This is a genomic window from Paraburkholderia sediminicola (assembly GCF_046027825.1).
GTDB classification, from domain to species: Bacteria; Pseudomonadota; Gammaproteobacteria; order Burkholderiales; family Burkholderiaceae; genus Paraburkholderia; species Paraburkholderia sediminicola_D.
This window is the reverse complement of sequence record NZ_JAQQDU010000038.1, coordinates 1-14,558: the sequence shown is the minus strand read 5'-3', so window position 1 is coordinate 14,558 and position 14,558 is coordinate 1. Positions and strand designations below refer to the sequence as shown.

The window sequence follows — 14,558 nt, the reverse complement described above, 5'->3', positions numbered from 1 at the left end:
GCGATGGATCAGATCCCACAATACTCGAGCTGGCACCGTTTGACGCGTGGGCGGTCGCCGGTTCGACATCCGGAATCGGATTGAGCACCACTCGACATCAACGCATACGTCTCCATCTTGATCACTCGAACCAAGCCGCTCGGAGATTTCCATCGCCATTCCTTCAGAATTCCACGCGCGGCGTCTCGTGACACTTTTTATTTACCGCTGAGATTTTTTATTTTTACGCTCGACGAGCGTGGTGTAGCGGCCCTCGAACGCCTGGCAAACAAAATGAGATGGTCGTTCGGTTTTCGTTCGTAGAATCGGCATGCGGAATAAGATCCATCAGGTGACCGAATTCATGAACACAATCTCCAAACCCGAACGCCGGCGCATCGGCGGCTGGCTGTTTATCGCCCTGATCTACATTGCCGCATGGGCGCTTTTAACCGCGGTCGCGTTGCGCGATCCGCTGAAGCTGATGCTCGAATGGGAGCTGCTGGCGGTATTCGTCCGCCCTGAAACGCATGGCTGGTATCGCACCGTGATCGCGATGGTCGGCTGCGACGTGATCATCGGCGCGTTCATTGTTGCTGGCGCAGGCTGGCTGGCATTGCTGATGCGGCGCAGATCGGTGCGCTTTCCAGTGCAGGTGCAGGCGTGGTTATTGGTCATTGTCGTCATGCGGCCCATTGCCTACCTGCTCGGCGACCACATGACCCACGCCATTGGCATCGCCATCACCATTCCATTCGACGGGTTCATTCAGGCCGCCGTCGCCGCCGCGCTCGGGATACCGTATTTCAGGCTGTCCCGGCGCGTACAGCAAACTTTCGTCGTCGCCTGAACCCGCGAGGCGACACCCTCAATCGATCAGGTCGCCTTCAGGTTCGTAAAACGGATACGGGCCGTCAGCTTTATCGACATACGCATGATGTGTGACGATGCCCGTCGCCGGATCGTAGCGATGCAGCGCGTAAGCGGGCGGCTCCATGACGAATGCGGAGGGCGCATCCTCGCGCAGATCGAGCCCGACCTGATGCGCGGGCGCGGGCACCGCCGACGCAATCGTGCCGCCAAACCGCACGAACATCGGCCGATGCACATGGCCGCAGATCACCCGTTCGACATTCGGATAACGCGCGATCAACGCGGCGAGCTTGTCCGCGGCAGCGGGATCGAGCCGCAATTCATCCATGTGTCCGATTCCGCAGACGAACGGCGGATGATGCAACGCGACCACCGTTGGCCTGCCTTGTGCCGCTTCGAGTTGCGTCTCGAGCCACGCGAGCCGTGCGTCGCACAGATTGCCGGCGCTTTCCCCCGGCACCATCGAATCGAGCGCGATTAGTCGCAGCGGTCCGACGTCGACCGCGTAGTGTACGAACTCCCCACCACTGTGCAATTCGGCGCGATCGGGAAACGCTGCGCGCAATGCCGTGCGTTCGTCGTGATTGCCCACCATCAGGAAGTACGGAATCTCGAGCGGCGCGAGCAAGGTCTTGAGGTGTTCGTACTGTTGCGGATCGCCCTGATCGACGAGGTCACCGGTCATGATCACGGCGTCGGGACGCGGTTCCAGCGCATTGAGCGCGGCGACAGTGCGCGCGAGATAGGCGCCGGTATCGACGCGACGGTAAGCCAGCGCGCCGGGTCGTTTGATATGCAGGTCGCTAATTTGAGCCAGCAGCATGGGGAATTCCTTTGTATGGTGCGCTAGAAGCACAGCGCAGCGTCATTACGATAGCGCAATCAGCGCGTCCTGCGCGATCGAAATCCCGACCGGCGTGCTGCGCGCAAGTTCTACCCGGCCCGCGACGTCGATCAGCAAAACGTCCGGTGCGGCGCCACCGATTGTGAGCCGGGTGCGCTCGCCGAGAAACGCCGTGCTTTCGATATTGCCGCGCAACTGGGCGCTGGCCGGATCGGCGAGGGTCGCGTCTTCGGGGCGGAAGAAAATCTCGTGTGCTGCGCTGGCGTGCGCGGCGTCTGGGGGTAGGGGTACAGTACCGCCGGTCGTTCTCAGCAGACCATCGCGCCGCTCGCCCGCCAGCCGGTTGATCGTGCCGACGAACTGCGCGACCGTGCGATTCGCCGGACGATAGTAGATGTCGCGCGGCGACCCGATCTGTTCGATGCGCCCCGCGCTCATCACGACGATGCGGTCGCCGAGTTCCATCGCTTCGGCCTGGTCGTGCGTCACGTAGACGGTCGTGATGCCCAGCTCGCGCAGCAGCGTATTCATCTCGCTGCGCAAGGTGTCGCGCAGACGTGCATCGAGGGCGGTCAGCGGTTCGTCGAGCAGCAGCACGCGGGGTTGCACGGCGAGTGCGCGGGCCAATGCAACACGCTGACGCTGGCCACCAGAAAGCTGATCGATGGGTTTGTCCGCGTGCGCGGTGAGACGCATCATCGTGAGCAGTTCGTCGACGCGTTGCCGTGCGGTCTCAGTGGGTACCCGTTTGATCTTCAGTCCGTAGCCGATGTTGCCGCGCACTGTCAGGTTCGGAAACAGTGCGTGGCTCTGGAACACCATGCCGACCTGGCGTTTCTCGATCGGCAGCGCGGTGACGTCTTCGTCGCCGAACGCGATGCTCCCGCCGGCGTCGGGTGTTTCGAGGCCCGCGATCATGCGCAGCGTGGTGGTCTTGCCGCAACCGGATGGGCCGAGCAGCACCAGTGTCTCGCCCGCGCCGATGTGTAAGTCGAGTGGCTCGAGCACACGCGTGCCGCGAAACGTCTTCGCGCATTGCGTGAGTGTTATGGGAACGGAGTCGAGTTTCATGGTGTGGATGTCGGTGTAGGCTTTGGACGGGCGGCAGCAAGGCGTTTTTTCCCCGCGCCGCGTTGGCCGGTCGCATCGACGCCGAGCCATTGCATCGCGACGAGCAGCGGCATCGTCATGATGAAAAACAGAATCGTGTAGGCACTGCCGATCTCGATGCGTAACGACGCATAGGTGTCGGCGAGACCGACCGGCAGCGTCTTGGTGTCGGGCGTGTGCAGCATCCACGTCAGGTTGAATTCGCCGATCGAGAGCGTAAGCACCGCCAGCGCACCGGCGACGATCCCCGGTCGTGCATTCGGCAGCACGATTGTTATGAAGCGCTGAAAGAAGCTCGCGCCGAGGCTCGCTGCGCCTTCTTCGAGTGTGCGCAGATCGCTGCTTGCGCACACGGCAGCGACCGCGCGCACCATGAAGGGCAGGGTGAACACCACATGCCCGACGATGATAAACGCGACGCTCATGCGAAACATCGTGAAGCCGCCGTAGACCACCAGAAGTGCAAGCGCGGAAGCGAGGCCGGGCAGGGCGATCGGCAGCACCAGAAACTCTTCGATGATGCGCGAGAGCCGCGTCTTGCTGCGCGCCAGCACGTAGCCGGCGGGCACACCGGTCAAGAGCGTAATGCACAGGGTTGCTGCCGCTACTTCGAGCGAGAGAAACACCGAGTCGTGATACTGCGTCCACACTTCGCTAAGCCAGCGCAGTGTGAGTCCGCTCGATACACCCTTGAAGTAGTTGACCGTGAGTCCGGCCATGATCGACATCACCACCGGCACGATCAGAAACGCGCACAGCAGCAGCGTAACGAGCCACTGGCCGGCTGCCAGCCATGTACGTGATGTGGGTACCCTAAACTGCCGTGCGCGCGGCTTGGTGGCCGTCTGGGTTGGAGCGGTGACGGAATTCATCGGAGTCTTGTCATCGGGTTGGGGAACACCGCTCATGCGCTTGCCGCGACAGCCGAGCCGCTCACGCTGCGAGCGAACGCCAGCACGGCCCATGTGACGATGCCGAGCACGATGGACAGGCCCGCGGCCGTCACCATGTTCGCGTTCAGCGTGAACTCGGTGTAGATGGTCATCGGCAATACGTCGATGTCGGTGGCCAGCGTGAAGGCAGTGCCGAAGGCGCCCATCGCCGTCGCGAAACAGACGGCGCCCGCCGCGATCAGGCCCGGCGACAACGCGGGCAACACGATGTCGCGCGTAATACGCCACGGCGATGCGCCGAGCGAACGCGCGGCCTCTTCAAGCGAGGCATCGAGCTTGGTTGCCGACGCCATCACCGTGACGATCACGCGGGGAATCGAGAAGTACAGGTAGCCGAGAAAGAGGCCGCTCATCGAGTAAGCGAACACCCAGCGGTCGCCGGTGAGTTTCAGCGATAACGCGCCGATCAAACCCTGGCGTCCTGCGAGCATGATCACCATGAAGCCGACCACGACACCTGGGAATGCCAATGGAAACGTCAGCAGAGCGAGCAGCGTGCGCTTGAGCGGAAACTCACGTCGCGCCAGCAGCAAACCGGCGATCACCGAGAGCACCAGCGTCGCCGCTGTGACGGCCGCGGACAACACGACGGTCGCGCCAAGGCTCGACATGTAGCGCGGATTCGTCAACATCGCGCGATAGGTCGAGAAGGCGTGGCCGTCGCCGCTGATTTGCGCGAGCGCACCCATCGGCAGCAGCCAGAACGCGATGAAAACCGCCAGCGCCGGCGCGATCAACGCGATGCGCCAGCGCAGCGGGAACGTGACGTCGTTCAATGCATCACCTGTAGATAACGCTCGCCGAAGCTCGACTGCTTTTCGGCCATCTTGCCGAAGTCGACCGGCTTGGCGCGGGCATAGTCGCTTGCGGGCAGGAATTTGGCGGCGATTTCCGGGGTCATCGCATTCGCGCGCACTGGACGCAGATAGGCTTCGGCCCACAGTTTCTGACCTTCATCCGAGAGCACGAAATCCAGCACCTTCTTGCCGTTCGCTTCATGCGGCGCGCCCTTCACGAGACTCATCACGTACGGTACCGAAATCGTGCCTTCCTTCGGAATCACGAATTCGACGTTGGCGTGATCCTTGTACTTCGCGCGGTAGGCATCGAAGTCGTAGTCGAGCAGGATCGGGATTTCGCCGGACATCACGCGTGCATAGGCGGTCTGTTTCGGCACGATCGGTGCGTTGGCCTTCAGCTTGCGGAACCAGTCGAGGCCCGGCTCGAAGTTGTCGAGCGTGCCGCCAAGCGCCTGATTCACCGCGACGGCGCCCGCATAACCGACAAACGCGCTCGACGGATCGAGGTAGCCAATCATGCCTTTGTACTCAGGCTTCAGCAGGTCGGCCCACGAACGCGGGACCGGCTTGCCTTCGAGCGCATCCTTGTTGACGAAAAAGCCCAGCGTTCCCGAGTGGATCGTGAACCAGTAGCCTTGCGGGTCCTTCAGGTTCGCCGGAATGTCGTCCCAGTGCGCGGGTTTGTACGGCTGGATCACGCCTTTGTCTTTTGCCTGGAACGCCGACGACACGCCGAGATACACCACGTCCGCCACCGGGCTCTTCTGCTCGGCCATCAGCTGCGCGATCGACTGGCCGGAGTTCTTGTTGTCGAACGGTACGCGGATGCCGGTTTTTTGCTGGATCGCCTTGATCTGGCTCGCCCAGTCGGCCCATTCGGGCGGGCAGTTGTAGCAGATCGCGGTTTCGTCGGCATGAGCCGCTTGCGGGGCGACGGCGGCTAGCGCGGCGGTGACGATCATGCCGGCCGACAGCGCGGTGGCCGTGGTGCGGGCGAGGCGGCGCCAGAGCGGTTTGATCGAAGAAGCAAAGCGTGTTGACGAGCGGATCACTGCGGGTCTCCTGGAGAGGAAGAGAGCGGGTGGTTCGGGGTTCGAAGTGGTAACGGCTTATGCAAACGGCTCTTCGGCCGACGTCGAAGCATGCGTCGATGGACTGTCGACGCGGCTCGAAATCGCCGCGATGGTGGCACCTTCGCGTACGCGGTGCGGCAAGGTCAGCGTGCGCGACGTTTCACCGGACGCGTCGTAGGTACCGGTAACGCGGGCTAGCAAACGCTCCCAGGCGGCGCAACCGATCTCACGATTCGGCGCGCAGACGCTTGCCAGCGGCGGCGACAGCAATTCGCCCATCGCGAGTCCGTCGAAGCCGAGAATCGACATGTCGCGCGGAATCTGCAGACGCGCCCGGCGCAGGCCACGCATCACGACCATGGCGAGCAGATCGTTACTGCAGAATAGGGCGGTCGGGCGGTTCGGGCCGCTGGTCAGATGAGCGAGTACGGACGGCGACAGTTCGTCGGCGTTGAAATCGACTTCGAGCGCGGGGGCGGGGGTGAGACCGGCCTGTTGCATCGCCTGCGCGTAGCCGAGATGCCGCTGACGGGCGCGGTCCGAGGCGGCCAGCGTGCCCGCGAGCATCAGGATGCGGCGATGGCCGTGCGCGATCAACGTGCGTACGCCGTCGAACGCGGCGAGGCGGTTGTCGACCGAGACCGACGGACGCCGCACGGTGTCGTTATGCATCAGCACATAGAGCAGGCCGGCGCGGTCGAGTTCGTCGAGCAGCGGATGCGTGTCGGCATCGGCGACGGTCAGGATGAGGCCTTCCACGCGATGTTCACGCAGCGTCTCAATGGCGTGGCGTTCGCGGTCGGCATCGTACTGGGTGGTCATCAGCATGAGCCGGTAGCCTTGCGCCGCGGCGAGCTCGTCGATACCTTGCAGGCATTCGGCGAACACCGGGTTGGCGATTGTCGGCAGGATTACGCCGATGAGGCGCGTGCGCTCGCCGCGCAACTGCCGGCCTAGCGGGCTGGGGCGGAAGTTGAGGGCGTCGATGGATTGACGCACTTTGTCGAGCGTGACCGGGTTCACGGTGTGCGGCGCGTTGATCGCGCGCGAGACCGTGGCGATGGAAAAGCCCGCATGGGCGGCGACATCTTTGATCGTTGGGATCATGGTTTCCGCTCAAAATGTAAACGTTTTCGTGAGCGGATTATCGGGAACGTTTGTGACTTGCAGATGACTCCAATTTTTGTCGTAGCGGGGCGACGGTGGGGGTGGATGGCGGCTGGATTGCGCCGGTTTGGTGCGCTCGCCGGGCAATGGTAGAATTCGCGTCCACGCGTGGTTCTGACCCCTGCCGGGGTGATGAAATTGGTAAACATAGCGGACTTAAAATCCGCCGCTTCACAGCTTGCCGGTTCGAGTCCGGTCCCCGGCACCAAGTCGTATTCCGCACGATTCCAATAAAATCCTGAAACCCGCGATAGCTAAAGGCTTCGCGGGTTTTTTGTTCCCCTGTGTTCCCGGGTTGTCGGTGTGCAGCCGGTGGTAGTTGGTATTTCGCTATGCCATCAAGGCAAACGGGAATGGCGCTATCTCGTCACCAGGACAAAGACAGCGCACCTTGTGCCGCTTGCGACGCAGGCCGTAGCAATCCTGCGAGAGTTGCAAGCTCTAACCGGCAACCACCCATACGTGTTCCCAGGCGCGCGAGATCGTCACCGCCCCATGAGTGACGCCTCGATCAATGCCGCGTTGCGTCGGCTCGGCTACGACGCCCGTACCGAGATTGCCGGCCTCGGATTCCGGGCGATGACCTGGCTAAAACCGGCTAACTATCGTCGCCGATTAGCCATCGGTAGTAAGCGTTGTCCGGGTCCATGCGTACGACATTGTCGATGTCCTGCGCCCACGCATCCCGATCGCCTTTATAGGCGTCCAGCCCCGCTGAATAGAAACTCTGTAATGCGCTGCGCGAGTTCTCCATGGCGGTGCGGAACGCGTCGTCGGCGCCCTGCAACGGCGGCTCCGTGTGAAGGGCAAGCAGGTGTGCCAGCGTCGTCGGAAATGCGTCGCGATGAACCCACGTGGCGTATTCGATGCGCGGTTGATCGTCCGTGACCGGCCGGGCGTCCGCGGCGTAGTATGCGAGGCCGGCGCGGTCGGTGATCCAGGTCGCCAGCAGCGCCGCCGGCGACGCAATGCCGACTTCGCGCAGTGCCGCGGCGACCTGCGGTTGCGCAAAGCGCGCCTCGATGCGCGGCACGTCCAGTTCGAGCGGCTGTATCGAACCGACCAGCATCATCTCGTGCAACTCGGTGGTCCACAATGCGGCGTGCGGAAACACCTGGATGAAGCTCTGGATCAGCGAGCGCGTGTCCTCTTCATTCTGCGTCGGCAACGGCAGCCATTGCGCGACGATGCCGCCTTCCTGCAGGCGCGACGCCGCCAGGCGGTAGAAGTCCGACGAGTACAGATTGACGACACCCGCAGCCGAGGGCGGCGGCGGTTCGAGCGTGATCAGATCGTAGCGTTCAGCATGGCGAAGCAGTTCGCGCCGTCCGTCACGCAGCCGGATGTCCATGCGCGGATCGGTGCTTACGGCGTAGTTGCCCTTGAACTGCGGCGAAGCACGCACGACGGCCGGCAACAGTTCGGCGACCGCGCGGTGTTCCAGGCCCGGCCAGGTCAGCAGCGCGCCACCGGTAATGCCGGTGCCGAGCCCGATCACCAGCGCCGTGCGCGGTGTCTCGCGGTGGATGATCAAAGGCAACAGGGCTTGCAGGCGCATATATCGCAGCGATGTCATCGTATCGCCGGAGTTGGAGACGCCCTGAATATAGAGCCGCCGGAACTGGTGCTGGCCGGCGTTTTGTTCGACGACCGCCACCGTGCCGCCCGCGCTCTCTTCGTAGAAGGTGAGATTACCGCCGCGCGATTCGGCGAGCAGCGTGGCGAGCCGGTCGGACGGCGTCACGATCACGGTGATGAGCGTCAGCACGGCGAGGGCAGGCACACTCCAGCGCGCGAACGGCCGCACGTTCGAGCCGCGCAGCACGGCGATCAGACTTACTGCGCCCGCGAGGATGGCAAGTGCCGCGAGGGTGTGAATGAGGCCCAGCTTCGGCACGAGCACGAAGCCGGTCAGCAGGGTCCCGGCGATCCCGCCGGCGGTATTGAGCGCCACGACGGCACCGACGTCGCGCCCCGTGTGCCGGTTGTCCACGTTAAGCCGCAACGCGAAGGGGAACGCCGCCCCCAGCAGCAAGGTAGGGACGAAGACGACGCACACGGCGGCTACCGCGAAGCCCGCGCACATGGCCGTCAACAGACTGCCGGTGGCGCCGAGCGTGGCTTCTCGCGCGAGACTTTGCCATTGCAGCAGCCCGTTGCCCAGCACGGCGACCTCCAGCAGCGCGACCAGTCCGGCCGACACGATCAGCACCGCACACACACCCCACGGATCGCGCGCCCGATCGGCGTAGCGCGACGCCAGCGCGCTGCCGAGCGTGAGGCCCAGCAGATAGGTGGCAAGCACCACGGCGAACGCAAAACTGCGGGTGCTGATGAATTGCACGATCACTTGCGACCACACCACCTCGTAACCGAGCGCGACGCCGCCGGCCAGCGCGTAGAGCACGAGCGCCGTGCGGGCCTTCGAGGGTCGCGCGGCGCGTGCGGTGTCGGCCGGGGGCGGTACGTTGTGCGCGGTCCGCGCGGCAGCAGCCGGGGACGATACGTCGTGCGCGGTGTCCGCCGTAGACTGCCGTGGAGCGACGGCAGGTGAGGGCGATTCGGCAGCCGGCACGAGGGCCTGCAGCGTGCGTCCAAGCAGTGCGGCGACGAGCGCTGCGCCGGCATTCAGCGTCGCAGCGGCGCAGGCGCTGCCCAGCACACCGAGCCATGGAATCAGGACAAAACTCGCGGCCAGCGTGCCGGCAATCGCGCCGGCCGTATTGGCAGCATAGAGACGGGCGCCGGAGCGGCCCATATGGGCGGCGGCGGGGCACAGCGCGCGCATCAGCACCGGCAGCGTGCCGCCCATCAGGACGGCAGGCAAGCCGACGAGAGCAAAGGGTAACGCCCAGGCAAGCGGACCGATTCGATCTTGCAGCAAGGCGAACGGCGCCGCAGCGTGCGGCAGCAGCCACGTGCTCGCGAGAGCCAGCACCAGCACGCCGGCTTCAAGCAGCGCGTACAGGCGCAAGGGTCGCGCGAACCGGTCGGCCAGTCTGCCGAAGATCCAGCCACCTATTGCAAGGCCCGCGAAAAAAGCACTGACGCCGGTGGTGACGGCTTGCACCTCGACGCCGACCACCAGCGCGAGCTGCTTGATCCACAGGACCTGGTAAATCAGCGATGCGGCGCCCGAGGCAAACAGAAGCAGCAATGGCCAGGCGATCGGCAAAGTTGGGCCGTCGGCTTCTTGCTGGGGTTCGTGCGAGTGTGTATCGCCGCGACGCTGTGCGTGTTCATGTGCGCGGCGCTCACGGCGTGAGCTTTTGGCACGGTTGGCCAGCGTTTGGGTCATGGGATGATGTGCGTCGGGATAATGTGAACTGATCTGGATCGGCTTGACGCGGCGTGCCCGATCAGGAAGTTGCGCCTGCCAGTTGAAGCCGGCAGGCGCAATCGCACTACATATTACTCGAGGCCGCGCTTCTTGAAGGACTCGTCAATCTTCTTGTCGACCTGCCGGCGCACGCCGTCCACGCTGAAGCTGGCGGGCCGCTGGCTCGGCGGATACTGAACGAATGTCTGCAGGAACGTCGACGCTTTCAGCGTCGCGATGCCGTTCAGATAAACATTCTTCGTTTCCCAGTCGTTGTACTGGTCCGAGGTGATATCCGCCCGCTCATAGGGGTCCATGCGCAAATTGAATAGCTTGGGCAGGCGCAGGCAGATAAGTGGGTCCTCCCAGATATTCAGGTTGCCCTTGGCGCGCTGCTCGCAGAACACCGCCTTCCAGGCGTTGCCGTCCTGATCCCAGCGCATGGCGACCAATTGTCCGTCGTCGTCGAAATAGTAGAACTCGGTGCGTGGATCTTTGGTCGTTTGCCCTGTCAGGAACGGTAACTGGTTGTACCCGTCGAGGTGATCCTTGAAGGTGGTCCCACCGGCCTTGGGCGCCCATCCTTTCAGGAGCCGGTCCTTCACGCCGGTGTCGCCTGCTGCGGCAAGCAGAGTCGGGAACCAGTCGAGGCCCGAGAACATCTGGTTGGACGTCTCGCCCGGTTTGATATGCCCTGGCCATCTCACCATCGCCGGCACACGGAATGCACCTTCCCAGTTGGAGTCTTTCTCGCTACGGAACGGGGTGGTTGCAGCATCCGGCCAGGAGAACTGATTCGGTCCGTTGTCGGTCGTGTAAATGACGATCGTGTTTTTGGAGATGTTCAGATCGTCCAGCAGCTTGAGCAACTTACCGACATCCTGATCGTGCTCCCACATCCCGTCGGCGTATTCATTGCCAGGCATGCCGCTCTTGCCTCTGAACTCAGGGCGAACGTGCGTGAAGACGTGCATGCGCGTGTAGTTCATCCAGACGAAGAACGGCGTGCCGTTCTTGACCTGTTTGCGGATGAACTCTTCCGCATGGGCGCCGGTTTCGTCGTCGATGGTTTCCATGCGTTTGGCGGTGAGCGGACCCGTATCCTGGACCTTGCCGTCGGACGTGCTATGAATGACCCCACGCGGCGAGAAGTTCTTCACGTACGGGTCGTTCTTGTCCTTCGGCCAGTACGGGCGCTCGGGTTCTTCCTCGGCATTCAGGTGATACAGGTTGCCGTAGAACTCGTCGAACCCGTGATTGGTCGGCAGGTACTCGTTCTTGTCGCCAAGGTGGTTCTTGCCGAACTGACCGGTCGCATAGCCGAGCGGCTTGAGCGCCTGAGCGATGGTGATGTCGCCCTTTTGCAGGCCGACCGGTGCGCCGGGCGCGCCGACTTTGGATAGCCCGGTGCGCAGCGGAGTCTGGCCGGTGATGAAGGACGAACGCCCTGCGGTACAACTGTTCTCGGCGTAATAGTCCGTGAAGATCATGCCTTCATTCGCGATGCGATCGATATTCGGTGTCTTGTAACCCACCACACCGCGCGAGTAGGCGCTGATATTCGTCTGCCCGATGTCATCGCCGAAAATCACGAGAATGTTCGGCTTCGACGAGGCTTTGGCGGCTGGTGGTGGCGCGCTCGTGGCCGCGGGTTTGGCCGGCGCTGGAGTCTGCGCAGGCGCGTTAATGGATGGAAAAATCAGGGCAGCGAACGCAGCAAGCGCGACGACAGTCGCCCCGGCTGCGTAGCGGCCCTTTCTATGGAACATTCTCATCGTGTCGCTCCAATGGCGTTGACTTCTGTTCGCCCGTTACGCGTTCCTTGCGCGCGGGTTGCCTCGTAGCGGCCGCGACCTGCACGCGACTCGCGCTCTCCCACGTCCGCCTATTGCTTCGGCGCGGGATAGATGGTTTGCCAGTCATCCTTCATGCTGACCACGGTCCAGCCGTCGGCGATCGCTTCGTCCCAGGCCTTGTCGAGCTTGCCGATCTTCGACGTGCGGTCGTAGGCGAATTCACGTACTGCGTCGTCGTGATGCACCAGCAAGGCGAGGTGCGGGCCGCTGCCGGACGCGGTGTACTGCAGCATCTGCAAATCGCCGTCCGAATTGCCGAACGCGAGAATGGGCTTGCGGCCGATGTTCCGATAGATGCCGACCGGTTTGCCGGGACCGTCGTCGACGAAATCGATTTTCGGCAGGCGCACCAGCGTGCCCTGACCGTCATGCATCTGGTACTGCACAACCTGGCTCGAGCCGATCACCTGCTCGGGCGGAATGCCGTACGCCTTCTCGGCCCACGGCCGCATGAATTCGATAGTGCCGCCCGACACGATGAAGGTCTTGAAGCCGTTGGCGCGCAGATAGGCGAGCAACTCCAGTTGTGGTTGATAGACGAGGTCGGTGTACGGGCGATTGAATTTCGGATGCCGGGCGGTGGCCAGCCAGTCGCGGATGGTCTTGTCGTAGTCGTCCACGGTCATGCCGCTATTGGCGACGGCGACCAGTTGCAGCACCTGTTTCTGCAGGCCCTCCAACGCGCCGTAGTCTTTGGCGACCAACGCTTTGAAGGCCGGATTGTTCTTCCACTCGGGATGCTTCGGCGCTGCCGCTTTCACCTGGTCGAGCATGAAGGCGAACTGGAAGTAAATCGGCTGCTCGCTCCATAGCGTGCCGTCGTTGTCGAACACAGCAATGCGCGCGGCAGGCGGCACGTAGTTCGGCGAACCTTCGCGGGTGACGTCGGCGACGAATTTCTGGATCGTCTGCTTGGCCGGTCCGTCACGCCAGGATGGCAGAGCGGCGGCCGGCATGACTGCCGTCGGCGCTGAGGCGTTCGTGCTGCCAGGCGTTGTACAACCGGCAGCGCTCAACGTGACACCGAGTACGACAAGGGCGACGCCGAACGCCGACCTGAATCCAGGGGGGATCACCCCCACCGCACGTTCCGACCGCTTCGACTGACCGCTTGTTTGCATCCGACCTCCGTTCCGATTGCACAATTCCACGCCCCGCGGGCAACAGCGCACGGGAGAAACGAGTACAACTCGAAGGGCAGAGCGCCCTAGCTTCCGTCAGCACCTGCTGCGCGGGCCGACTCCTGGCGTGCAAGCGGTTGCTTCCAGGTGTCTTCGTCCATCACGAGGCGAAAGCCGAGATGCGACATGCTGTTGTAGGGGTCGGTGCCGCGCCGCGCGCTCGGACGGTAGCTCAGGCAGTAGGCTTCATTGCAGAGGAACGAGCCGCCGCGCGTTACGCGCTTGGGGGCATCCACCGGTACGCCCTGATCCGCCGGGTCCCACGAATCTTGCGGGCCAACCGGGTTGTCGATCACGCTGGTGCTCACCGCTTCACGCCGGAACTGGTCGGCGCGATACCAGTCGGCCACCCACTGCCAGGCGTTGCCGGTCATGTCCGACAGGCCATAGCCGTTAGCCGGAAAGGTGCCGACCGGACTCGTACCGAGTGCGCCACCCGCTTTCGGGCTGACCACCGGGAACGCCTGCGGCTCCTGACCTTGCCAGACGTTGGCCATCTGCTTGCCGTCCGGCGCGAACTGATTGCCCCACGCGTAAGTGGCCTGCTCGAGCCCGCCGCGTGCGGCGAATTCCCATTCGGCTTCAGTGGGCAGGCGTTTGCCGGCCCATTTCGCATAGGCCTGCGCGTCTTCGTAGGAAACCTGAACGACCGGGTGATCGTCTTTGCCGACGATGTTGCTGTCCGGCCCGGTGGGGTGACGCCAGTTCGCGCCAGGCACATAACGCCACCATTGCGAATAGTCTTCGAGCGGCACGGGATGGTTGGTGCCGACGAACACCATGGCGCCGGCCACCATCGCGCTGTCAGGCGGACGCGGCGTATCGGGCGGCAACTGTACTTTCAGGGTGTCCCAATCGGGTTTCTTTTCAGCGGTCGTGACGTAGCCGGTGGCTTCGACGAATTTGCGGAATTCGGCGTTGGTCACGTGATGACGGTCCATCCAGAAGCCGTGCACGCGCACCTTGTGGGCAGGGCGTTCATTGGGCTGTGCCTGCTTTGAATCGCTGCCCATCAGGAACTGGCCGCCAGGAACCCAGGCCATGCCGAGCGGGCCATGCGTTCCGTCGCCGTAGACGACTTGCGAGTGAGGCTGGCTATGTGAGGCGAAAGCCCAGCTGACTGCTGCGCCTACGCATGCAGGTAGCATGACCAGAAGCACGCCCCAAAGGAGCAGCTTGCGATAGCGGGGGGCCGGCGCCGGAGTTGCGGAGGGCGTGCCTTTAGAGCGGGCAGCCGTTGCCGTGCCATGTTTTCCTGAACTCATCATCCGTTCTCTCACGCGGGTACAGCGGCTGGCCCTTTAGCAGGCGTGGACCAGTTCTCTTTGATGCAACACCAGTGCTCTTTGGTATAGCAGAAGCTTAGCGATACGGAATAACGAATGATGCGGTTAAGAAATATG

At 63.2% G+C, this 14,558-nt stretch carries 11 protein-coding genes, 1 tRNA gene and 1 pseudogene; 3 read left to right on the top strand and 10 right to left on the bottom strand.

Going from position 1 to position 14,558, the window contains the following annotated elements; genetic code table 11:
• The first annotated feature begins 343 nt into the window (after positions 1-343).
• Positions 344-829, top strand: a complete 486-nt coding sequence (locus tag PQQ96_RS21030; RefSeq protein WP_408296126.1) for a DUF2569 domain-containing protein — start codon at positions 344-346, stop codon at positions 827-829.
• Positions 830-847: 18 nt separating this feature from the next.
• Here the strand turns inward: PQQ96_RS21030 and PQQ96_RS21025 are convergent, their stop codons facing one another.
• The 6 genes from PQQ96_RS21025 to PQQ96_RS21000 are packed head-to-tail and all read right to left on the bottom strand — an operon-like array spanning position 848 to position 6,739.
• Positions 848-1,675 carry a phosphodiesterase gene (locus tag PQQ96_RS21025; protein WP_074282838.1) on the bottom strand — a complete coding sequence of 276 codons (828 nt, stop codon included), beginning with the start codon at positions 1,673-1,675 and terminating at the stop codon, positions 848-850.
• 45 nt (positions 1,676-1,720) lie between these two features.
• Positions 1,721-2,767 (bottom strand): ABC transporter ATP-binding protein, encoded by a 1,047-nt coding sequence (locus PQQ96_RS21020; protein ID WP_408295958.1) that lies wholly within the window; start codon positions 2,765-2,767, stop codon positions 1,721-1,723.
• Positions 2,764-3,678, bottom strand: coding sequence for an ABC transporter permease (locus PQQ96_RS21015; protein ID WP_408295956.1), 915 nt, complete (start codon positions 3,676-3,678; stop codon positions 2,764-2,766). Before PQQ96_RS21015 ends, PQQ96_RS21020 begins: the two co-directional genes overlap by 4 nt.
• Before the next feature lie 32 nt (positions 3,679-3,710).
• Positions 3,711-4,535 carry an ABC transporter permease gene (locus PQQ96_RS21010; protein WP_408295953.1) on the bottom strand — a complete coding sequence of 275 codons (825 nt, stop codon included), beginning with the start codon at positions 4,533-4,535 and terminating at the stop codon, positions 3,711-3,713.
• A complete protein-coding gene (locus PQQ96_RS21005) occupies positions 4,532-5,611 on the bottom strand; it encodes an ABC transporter substrate-binding protein (protein ID WP_408295950.1) in 1,080 nt (359 codons plus the stop codon). Before PQQ96_RS21005 ends, PQQ96_RS21010 begins: the two co-directional genes overlap by 4 nt.
• 57 nt (positions 5,612-5,668) lie before the next feature.
• A complete protein-coding gene (locus tag PQQ96_RS21000; protein ID WP_408295947.1) occupies positions 5,669-6,739 on the bottom strand; it encodes a LacI family DNA-binding transcriptional regulator in 1,071 nt (356 codons plus the stop codon).
• 183 nt (positions 6,740-6,922) lie between these two features.
• Between PQQ96_RS21000 and PQQ96_RS20995 the strand changes: the two genes are divergently transcribed.
• A tRNA-Leu gene (locus PQQ96_RS20995) sits at positions 6,923-7,007 on the top strand.
• Between the two features lie 137 nt (positions 7,008-7,144).
• A pseudogene (locus tag PQQ96_RS20990) lies at positions 7,145-7,381 on the top strand (integrase); the annotation flags it as partial.
• Between the two features lie 16 nt (positions 7,382-7,397).
• Here PQQ96_RS20990 and PQQ96_RS20985 read toward each other — a convergent pair.
• The 4 genes from PQQ96_RS20985 to PQQ96_RS20970 all read right to left on the bottom strand — a co-directional run bounded on the left by PQQ96_RS20985 (position 7,398) and on the right by PQQ96_RS20970 (position 14,420).
• Complete coding sequence (locus PQQ96_RS20985; protein ID WP_408295945.1) at positions 7,398-10,097, bottom strand: fused MFS/spermidine synthase; 2,700 nt, start codon at positions 10,095-10,097, stop codon at positions 7,398-7,400.
• A 113-nt stretch (positions 10,098-10,210) separates the two neighbouring features.
• A complete protein-coding gene (locus PQQ96_RS20980; protein WP_408295942.1) occupies positions 10,211-11,893 on the bottom strand; it encodes an arylsulfatase in 1,683 nt (560 codons plus the stop codon).
• Positions 11,894-12,003: 110 nt separating this feature from the next.
• Positions 12,004-13,095, bottom strand: coding sequence for an HAD family hydrolase (locus PQQ96_RS20975; protein WP_408295940.1), 1,092 nt, complete (start codon positions 13,093-13,095; stop codon positions 12,004-12,006).
• An 86-nt stretch (positions 13,096-13,181) separates the two neighbouring features.
• A complete protein-coding gene (locus PQQ96_RS20970) occupies positions 13,182-14,420 on the bottom strand; it encodes a formylglycine-generating enzyme family protein (RefSeq protein WP_408296123.1) in 1,239 nt (412 codons plus the stop codon).
• Positions 14,421-14,558: the final 138 nt, after the last annotated feature.

Bases quoted from the DNA above. Each gene is read 5' to 3' on its own strand.
- PQQ96_RS21030 (WP_408296126.1), top strand. From the start codon at position 344: ATGAACACAATCTCCAAACCCGAACGCCGGCGCATCGGCGGCTGGCTG.
- PQQ96_RS21025 (WP_074282838.1), bottom strand. From the start codon at position 1,675: ATGCTGCTGGCTCAAATTAGCGACCTGCATATCAAACGACCCGGCGCG.
- PQQ96_RS21020 (WP_408295958.1), bottom strand. From the start codon at position 2,767: ATGAAACTCGACTCCGTTCCCATAACACTCACGCAATGCGCGAAGACG.
- PQQ96_RS21015 (WP_408295956.1), bottom strand. From the start codon at position 3,678: ATGAATTCCGTCACCGCTCCAACCCAGACGGCCACCAAGCCGCGCGCA.
- PQQ96_RS21000 (WP_408295947.1), bottom strand. From the start codon at position 6,739: ATGATCCCAACGATCAAAGATGTCGCCGCCCATGCGGGCTTTTCCATC.
- PQQ96_RS20985 (WP_408295945.1), bottom strand. From the start codon at position 10,097: ATGACCCAAACGCTGGCCAACCGTGCCAAAAGCTCACGCCGTGAGCGC.
- PQQ96_RS20980 (WP_408295942.1), bottom strand. From the start codon at position 11,893: ATGAGAATGTTCCATAGAAAGGGCCGCTACGCAGCCGGGGCGACTGTC.
- PQQ96_RS20975 (WP_408295940.1), bottom strand. From the start codon at position 13,095: ATGCAAACAAGCGGTCAGTCGAAGCGGTCGGAACGTGCGGTGGGGGTG.
- PQQ96_RS20970 (WP_408296123.1), bottom strand. From the start codon at position 14,420: ATGAGTTCAGGAAAACATGGCACGGCAACGGCTGCCCGCTCTAAAGGC.